The organism is Methylacidiphilum sp. Yel, from assembly GCF_004421185.1.
Classification (GTDB): domain Bacteria; phylum Verrucomicrobiota; class Verrucomicrobiia; order Methylacidiphilales; family Methylacidiphilaceae; genus Methylacidiphilum.
The window spans coordinates 65,967-74,068 of record NZ_LXQB01000067.1 but is presented as its reverse complement, the minus strand read 5'-3'; the positions used below and the strand labels follow the sequence as shown (position 1 = coordinate 74,068).

Annotated in this window: 6 protein-coding genes; 3 read left to right on the top strand and 3 right to left on the bottom strand. The window is 40.3% G+C overall.

All coding sequences use genetic code 11. From position 1 onward, the window contains the following. Positions 1–170: 170 nt before the first annotated feature. A complete protein-coding gene (locus A7Q09_RS09235) occupies positions 171–1,856 on the bottom strand; it encodes a cytochrome c biogenesis protein (protein WP_134391162.1) in 1,686 nt (561 codons plus the stop codon). Between the two features lie 362 nt (positions 1,857–2,218). On the opposite strand from A7Q09_RS09235, the gene A7Q09_RS09230 reads away from it, so the two are divergent. The 3 genes from A7Q09_RS09230 to A7Q09_RS09220 all read left to right on the top strand — a co-directional run bounded on the left by A7Q09_RS09230 (position 2,219) and on the right by A7Q09_RS09220 (position 4,850). Then, entirely contained in the window at positions 2,219–3,466 is a 1,248-nt protein-coding gene (locus tag A7Q09_RS09230) for a bifunctional 3,4-dihydroxy-2-butanone-4-phosphate synthase/GTP cyclohydrolase II (RefSeq protein ID WP_134391161.1), read from the top strand. A gap of 86 nt (positions 3,467–3,552) precedes the next feature. Further along, entirely contained in the window at positions 3,553–4,245 is a 693-nt protein-coding gene (locus A7Q09_RS09225) for a hypothetical protein (RefSeq protein WP_244228638.1), read from the top strand. Then, positions 4,233–4,850 carry a hypothetical protein gene (locus A7Q09_RS09220; RefSeq protein ID WP_244228637.1) on the top strand — a complete coding sequence of 206 codons (618 nt, stop codon included), beginning with the start codon at positions 4,233–4,235 and terminating at the stop codon, positions 4,848–4,850. The genes A7Q09_RS09225 and A7Q09_RS09220 overlap by 13 nt, the downstream gene beginning before the upstream one ends. Before the next feature lie 79 nt (positions 4,851–4,929). Here the strand turns inward: A7Q09_RS09220 and haoB are convergent, their stop codons facing one another. Beyond that, positions 4,930–5,847 carry a hydroxylamine oxidation protein HaoB gene (haoB, locus tag A7Q09_RS09215; RefSeq protein WP_244228636.1) on the bottom strand — a complete coding sequence of 306 codons (918 nt, stop codon included), beginning with the start codon at positions 5,845–5,847 and terminating at the stop codon, positions 4,930–4,932. 86 nt (positions 5,848–5,933) lie between these two features. Continuing rightward, positions 5,934–8,090, bottom strand: a complete 2,157-nt coding sequence (locus A7Q09_RS09210) for a multiheme c-type cytochrome (RefSeq protein ID WP_208526732.1) — start codon at positions 8,088–8,090, stop codon at positions 5,934–5,936. Positions 8,091–8,102: the final 12 nt, after the last annotated feature.

Sequence of the window (8,102 nt, the reverse complement as noted above, 5' to 3'; positions counted from 1 at the left end):
ATTTTTATTGGATTTCAATTGTTCTTTTCTGTTCATACATAATTATACTACACATAGCTATAATTTATCGCCTTATATCCCCATGCCTGAAGGCAGGGGCATTACGGCGATGGATGGTAAAAATAAAAAAATAAATTCAGTCTGATAGGTTCTCTAATTGAAGAGAGTATTCAAACCTGGATGGGAGAAGGGGGAGGATTTTGTTGTTCTTTTTTCCTCAATCGATATTTCAACAAACAGTAAGCAACAAAACTGATTTCAAGAAAGACGTAGAGCAGGACATAGCCTAGCCCTCCGCTACCAAACCCATAGCTATGCAAACCCTTGCCCAGAACAAAATTCACTCCATACCATGCCATCAACACGCTAAGGAAGCAAAGGACAGAGCCTACCGCCAGTCCAAACTCTCCCCACCAATGGGCAATCCGACCATGTAGTACGGCTAAGTAACAAAGAAGAGTAATTAAGGCCCAGGTTTCTTTTGGATCCCAATCCCAGAATCTCCCCCAAGAATAATTGGCCCAGACGCCTCCTAATATTGTTCCAGCAGCCAACAAAAAAACGCCTATTTGAAGAGACCTGTAAATATATTTTGCTAATAGCCCTTTTTGGAATCCTCCCATGGCTGCATTTTTAGAGGTATTCCACAAATAAATATGACTTAATCCAAGAGCAAGAGCAAAAGCTGCATAGCTTAAAGTGATTGTTAACACATGGATAGTAAGCCAAAAATTATTCCTTAAAACAGGAACAAGGGGTTGGATAGTGGGATCAAAGATTAAAGGCTGAGAATCCACAAGCATCATGCAGATTGCTGCAAAAGGACAGGCAGCCATGAGAAAGAATCTGGAATGATAAATTGTTTCAAAAACAAGAGCAAAGAACATCACTCCAAAAGAAACCCATACAACCGATTCATACATATTGCTCACGGGTGGACGACCTGCAATGAGGATTCTGCAGACAAACCCATATACATGAAACAAGAAACCGAAGACGGCAAATCCCCAGCCAATTCTATATCCTAATTCTGGCTGCCAGCCTCGAGATAAAAGAAAAATAAGAGAGGCTATCCCATAGCAAATCAACGTCCATTTCCAGGGATTCAAAACCGTATAAGCATGTTCGAAAAGAAGAGAATCATTAGGAGGATATACCCTAGGAGCATAATCCTTAAGTTGTTTAGAAAAAAAAGAAGCTTCTTCTTGGGCTTTACTAAAATTTCCTTGAAGATAGGCTCTTTTCATGGAATCGAAGATGACAAGGAGTGATTCGGAAAGTCCTTGAGGATAATACTGAGTTGCATTTTCTATAGTAACCCATTTTTTATTTGGATCCAAAGGATTGGGGATAACATGGAAAATTTCTCCTGAATACAACTCCTCAAATAATTTCAATCTGCCGGATACAGCCATCGCCTCTTTTTCTTCTGAATTCAATGAGGAACCTTCGGCTTCAGGCCTATGAAGATGTTTCACTACAAAGTCTTTGAAAAGATTGTTTTCTTTAAGCTGTTGAAAAGAGAAGAGTTTTTTTGCTGGATCTATTCCAATATCTTTTCTTAACAAGGGATTGTCTACAAGGATAACGGGCTGTCTTTCCCAGCCTTCAGGATGAAACCACAAGGATAAAACAAAATCGGTACTGCCTACTTTTTCCCCTTCAAGAGTTTTAATTGAGTCTCTGCCACTAAGAGAAAGTAAAATTTCACGCGCAAAAACTGTTAAAGGCTTTTTTCTTCCTCCATGCTGAATGGCTATTTGAGAAAATTGATTCAGTTCTTTCCCTAGGAGGGTTGAGGGAAGAATTATGCATAAAATGATAAGAAAAATCCTTAGACCACTTCGATTGATCATGATAGTAAAAAGATAGTAATTGAGAGTGAATAGTAAAACAAAAATTATAATCCTCTTCTTCTCTTTTTATAGAGGAGGGGCAAAGTGTTCTAGAGAGAAAAGAGCTCTCACGCCCTATCACACTGGAAAGGATGGGGGGTTTCTTTGACCACAGTCAAGAGCTTAGGGGAGTTAACTACGAGCCTATTGCCTTTAGTGAATAGGAGAATGCATCTTGATACAAAGCCAATTCTTTCTTATCTTGGCAACAAAGAGGAAAGAAAATTTATATTTGACATTTCAAACATCAAATAAAAAGTTGAAAACAACAAAATATTTTTACTTTGTGTAGTCTATAAAATTATTTTATCTACTCTCAAAAGATGTCAGAATATCATAACAACCTTAGCTCCATTCCAGAAGCTTTGGAAAACATCAGACAAGGCAAATTGGTCATCGTAGTCGATGATGAAGATAGAGAAAACGAAGGCGATTTTATTGGAGCTGCTGAGCTTTGTCATGCAGAAATGGTTAATTTCATGACAAAAGTCGGCCGTGGCCTTATTTGTGTGGCTATAACACAAGAGCAAGCCGATAGACTCAACTTGCCTTTAATGGTGCAACCTAAAGATAACACTGCCCTCTATGGCACTCCTTTTACGATATCAGTCGATTATATAAAAGGAACGACGACCGGTATTTCGGCCGATGACAGAGCAAAAACGATTCGAGCTTTATCGCATCCCCACTCTCTGTCTACAGATTTCAGAAGGCCAGGACATATTTTTCCACTGCGTTCTTCTCCGGGGGGAGTCTTGATGCGCGCAGGCCATACTGAAGCTGCAGTCGATTTAGCCAGACTCAGTGGTTTAAACCCTGCTGGCGTTCTTGTTGAAATTATGAAGGATGATGGCACGATGGCCAGGCTAGAAGACTTAAAAAAAATCGCTAGAACTTATAACTTGCCTTTAATTACGATCAAAGACCTCATAGCCTATCGTACCCAAACAGAATCGCTTGTAGAAAAAGTCATTTCCGTGAATCTCCCCACGGAATTTGGCGACTTTCAACTGTTAGCTTTTAGAAACGTTCTAACGAATGAAGAGCATTTGGCCTTAATCAAAGGAAAATGGGATCCCCAAGAACCCGTTTTGGTTAGAGTTCATTCACAGTGCCTGACTGGAGAAATTTTCCATTCTTTACGATGTGACTGCAGGCAGCAACTGGAAATGGCGATGGCAGCGATAGAAAAAGAAGGTAAAGGGGCGATTGTCTACTTAAAGCAAGAGGGGAGGGGAATCGGACTTTTAAATAAACTTAAGGCTTATAGGCTTCAAGATGCCGGAATGGATACTGTAGAGGCCAATTTGGCTTTGGCATTTGCTGCCGACAATAGAGATTATGGCATTGGTTGTCAGATTTTGCGTTCTTTGGGAATTCATAGAATTCGACTTTTGACAAACAATCCAGTCAAACGAATCGGTTTGGAAGGTTTTGGACTAGAAATTGTGGAAAGAATCCCCTTGCATGTCAAAGCCAATGATCATAACAGAAATTACCTTCGAACAAAAGTAGATAAGCTTGGACATTTAATTCCAAAAGAATTAATAGATTCATCCGAGGAAAAATAAGGTTGTGTGTTAAGATGGTAGGGCAGAGGGTACAAAAGCTAATAATCAGCTGCTTGAATCATCTACTGAGATTGGGCTTTTTGTTCATGGCTGGCAGTTATGCTTTCTTTTTGCTTTTTCCTAATGCCTATGGTGGCTCCAATGAAGACAAACCCGAAGAATGGATTGTCGTCAGCGGTGGACCTGCTTTACGTTTTTTTGAGCATGGTAAAGCAGATTCTCATGACAAGTACTGGGGGAATTTTATTCGAGCCTCTGTCGCACGCATTGAGCAACTCCAATTATCCCAACCTAAGAACGTAGAAATTAGCTGGCTTGTTTTTCGTCCCGCCTATCTGAGAAGGGCTCAAGAAGAAAAACTTGATATTCTTTCACAGATTATAGCTCAAGCTGATGCTCTTGGAGTGCAACTGTTTTGGTTTGATACAAAAGAGGAACTTGTAAATTATCTGAATTTTGGGAAAGACAGAAAACGTGAACCGATTGGAAATTTTGATTATTTTGGGCATTCTAACAAAGCTTGTTTTATGTTCGATTATAGTTCGCAATTTGATAATCTTTCTCAAGAATTCCTTCATGAGAAAGAATTGTCTTTAATTGAAAAGAAAATTTTTACAAAAAAAGCGACTATAAAAAGCTGGGGCTGTCATTCTGGAGAATTTTTTTCTCAAAGATGGAAAAAAAGGTTTGGCATACCAATGGTGGGTGCCGTGGGCAAAACAGATTATACAAGTGCTAGTTTGCCTTTTTTGTCAAAAACCGGTCGATGGACCCAATGAGAAGACTCCTAGCCTTTTTATTTTTTAGTCTGTTTTTCTTTTTGATTAAGGCCCCCTTTTATGGAGAAGAGACCGCCGAACCACAAATACCACATCTTCCAATCCCTTCTCCTCCTGGTTATCAAGAAGAACAACAGCCCAATGTCAATGGAACAAACTCAAACCGTGAAAAAGAAAAACTGATCTTTCCTCCAGCACAATACGCAAAAGAGCCTTTAAAACCGCCTCCTGGCATTATTGTTGAAGACTATATAGGGCATAGAGCTGTTGACAAGCATGGGAGCGGATGGGGTTGGGTTAAAAAACCAAACGAAGACTGGAAAGAGGCTCATTGGATCGCTCTAAAAGAAACGCCTGGTGGCATTGTCGCTCCTTGGAGAAAGCTTAAAAAAAAGACTGCCGATGATAATTTCGAATATCGGATGAAAGGCTACATTGCCGATTATAAAGTGTATGATCCGCATACAAATGAGTTACTAGAAGTATTTGTTCCGGAAATGATCGAACCCATTGGTCCAGCAAAACCTTTAACAAGGAAGCCGGGCCCTCCTTCTCGATTTGCTCACATCCCCGAAGAATGGAATCCTAGGAGAAAAGTCCAGTAAACTTTCTATCAAACGCTCACCCTATAACGCTGCGGGCTCAAAATCGATTGGTGAATCAACAATAGAGGCCGGCCTTAGGCTATTCCAATGCATAAAATTGTAGATAGCCTCCCCATGGAGATTGATACAGAAGTTTTACTCCAGGAAGGGGGTTGGCAATGGAGGTAGTTAAAGGCAAAAGTCTTCCAAGTAAGGTTTCTTTAGCTTTTTTGTCCGCCCTCCAAACCAATATGTCATGCGAAGGTAGTTCTTGGAGCATATATCCAGCAGATTCCTTCTCATTGACCCATTTCATAACCATAGGAATTAATCCATGAATGTCTGTTCCGGCCCTTGGAAAAACCCGCCAATCGTATCCCATTGATTGAGGGGATTGGCCAAAAGCCAAAGCCAGATTAGAAATATCTTCTGTAGTGATGCCTAGATATAGGGGACGACCCGCTGGTAAGGCTTTTTTCAAAATTTCCAATCCTTCCAAAGCATTGGCAGCATAGGATTTTGCTAAAATGCTCAATCGATTTGTTTCTTTTGGAGCTCCAAACATTTCTTCAAGCCACTTCAATCCATCTTTTGGGATTACTGTCGCATCATAGCTTTCAATCCATATTTCTTTTCCTGTAAAGAGTTTTAACCTTTGTGAGAGATCCCACCACCCTATGAAAAGGGCATTGGATGGAGCATGGGCGTTAACCGATCGCATTGCCTCTATCCATATTCGATTGAGCACATCGTCTATTTCCGAACCAATTGGTTTTGGAGGGAAAACCCTAGCAAAACAGTTCGTATTTTGCGAGTCAAGATATTGTGCGATCCAAAAATGGCCTTTATTTCCAAAAGTATAATGCCAATATTTTTGGACTGGGAAAAATGTAGGCAAGGATAAAAATTGGGAGTCCTTCGTTTCAATTTTAATCAAGGGTTCACGCTTTTTTTCGTGATTGCTCCAAAAGCTTTGGAGAATTAACACAATACCACTAGCAAAGAGGATCAATCCCAAAAAAACTGGTCCCTTTTTTTTTAGAAAAAAATTTTTGGCTTCTTCTGTAGACAATTTTCTCGAATCAAAAAAAATAAAATTTATAATTACTCTTTTTTCCTTTTATTCCCTAAGCTTTTCCCAAAAGATGAACTTAAAAGGATAGCCCCAGCACTCGATCCAATAATACCAAAAAGGAGTTTTACTTTACCAGATAAAAGAGAGGAATGATCTCCTGTTGAAAACTCAGATTCATGGGGTTTATTTCTTAACCTTGTATTTTCATCCATAATCTCCGTATATCTTTCAAGCAACACTCCCCAACCTGCCGAATAAGTAAAACCTCCGGGATTGGCATGCATGACTCCCTTATAGTGTTGAATCATGTCATGTTCCCACATATTAGCATACACTCGTTCAACATGACTTGGATTGTTTCCCTTAGCCCAAAAAAGCTGGAAAAAAGCACCAGGAGCGTCCTTTTCTGGAGGGGGAGGGGCAGGACGGTTCGTTTTTTGTCCAACCAACAGTCCATCCTTATAAAGAGCTTCGATAACTTTTTTTGCTTCTTCCTGAACTTTCAATCCATCGAAGATCGCCTGATCGGCTGTCTCTAACCATTCCCCTGCAAACCTAGCAGAATGGCAAGCCGAACAAGTGGCTATCCAATCTTCTTTCTTTTGTTGGTACCAAGGCTGTTTTTCCTTAATCCCCTGGGCAATTTCAGGGGTGGGATTAAAGGCCCAACGGACTTTTCTTACCAGATTGTGGCTATACTCCCCATGATATTCGAAATGGCAACTGGCACAGGTTGGAGCGGTATAACCACCCTTGGAGATAGCATCTTTTAAAGGAACATCAAAATTCCAATTCTTGCTTTGAGCCTGAAAAATGATCCCATGCTTTGAAAGCATATAATTTTCAAATTCATTATGGTCAACTCCATTATGACAGGTTGCACATGAAAGAGGATTACGGGCCTCTGCAGCTGAAAAACTATGCCGTGTGTGGCATCCATCACAGCGATTCTGTTGATAATGACACATATCGCAGCCTTGAGCTACGGCTCTTTCGGGCATAGCTGCCCAAGCTGCCAAGTTCACATTTGCTTCCCAATCTACGGCATGAGATGGATGACCTTGAGGCCATTCATTATGAGGCCACATTTGTTTACGTTCCGATTCTGATTCAGCAAATTGTCGCACATGACAACTACCACATGTCAGTCTATCAGGCATATGAAGATCAACATCATGGCGTATTTTCTGTGCGCCTATGGATCCATGACAGTCGATGCAAGAGACCTCTTTAAGCTGTTCATGATTTTTGAGTATTCCTTGAGAGTGAAGCTGTTTTTCTACCTCAGCTAGTTCCTTCTTTTTATAAGCTTTAGGGTCCTGATCAGAGAGTTTTCTTATGGCCTCTAGATTTCCATGTATACTTTTTTCCCAAGCATGAAATACTCCTGGGGTTACGGTTTTATGGCAGGCCAAACAATCTGACCGACTGACTTCGCCTCTGATACTTTGAGGCGGATGATAAAAGTTTTTTGGATTCCAATACATTTCAATTGGGATCGGTTCCCAATACTGTGCATGAATTCCTTTCCCTGGATGGGAGGCATTATAATTTTTTATTAGCTCTTTGAGATCTTCTTCTGGCTTATTGACGTAGGAACTAGAAAGGTTGGGAGGCCTTAAAGCTAATACCGCTGAAGGACTCAACACTTTTTTTCTTTCTTTCTTGATATCATCCAGGCTAATGAATGACTTATCGAAAGCCAGTTTTTCTTTGTTGCCCCAGGCAGATAAAACATAGTTGAGGACATCAGCTAGCTGTTGATCATCGAATGCTTTTCCCCAACCAGGCATTGATCCGTCGTATTGTTGAGTACCGACTTGAATGGGACCTTCAAGACCATAGAGAACGACATCGATAAGATATTCTTTACCATTTTTTGAGTTGACAATATTTAGCACATGTCCCACAAGAGGGGGATAAGATCCGACTAATCCTTGTCCACTTTGTTGATGGCAACCAATACAACTCCGGCTGAATAGTTCCTGACCACGAATAAATTCCTTTTGTTCTTTTTCTCTATAAAACGAAGGCTCTTCAGCCACTACATACTTCGTGGTGAGATTTTGCAACCATTTATCCAAAACACTTTTTCCCTGATCGGTGCTTTCTTGGGCAACAAGATTGCTCAAATAACAAAACAAGAAAAAAAAAGAAAGCCAAATGCCCATCTCATCGGTTTTCATAGTATTTGGAAA

Excerpts from the sequence above, each read along its gene's own strand:
- A7Q09_RS09210 (WP_208526732.1), bottom strand. The coding sequence starts at position 8,090 with ATGAAAACCGATGAGATGGGCATTTGGCTTTCTTTTTTTTTCTTGTTT.
- A7Q09_RS09225 (WP_244228638.1), top strand. The coding sequence starts at position 3,553 with ATGGCTGGCAGTTATGCTTTCTTTTTGCTTTTTCCTAATGCCTATGGT.
- A7Q09_RS09235 (WP_134391162.1), bottom strand. The coding sequence starts at position 1,856 with ATGATCAATCGAAGTGGTCTAAGGATTTTTCTTATCATTTTATGCATA.
- A7Q09_RS09220 (WP_244228637.1), top strand. The coding sequence starts at position 4,233 with ATGGACCCAATGAGAAGACTCCTAGCCTTTTTATTTTTTAGTCTGTTT.
- A7Q09_RS09230 (WP_134391161.1), top strand. The coding sequence starts at position 2,219 with ATGTCAGAATATCATAACAACCTTAGCTCCATTCCAGAAGCTTTGGAA.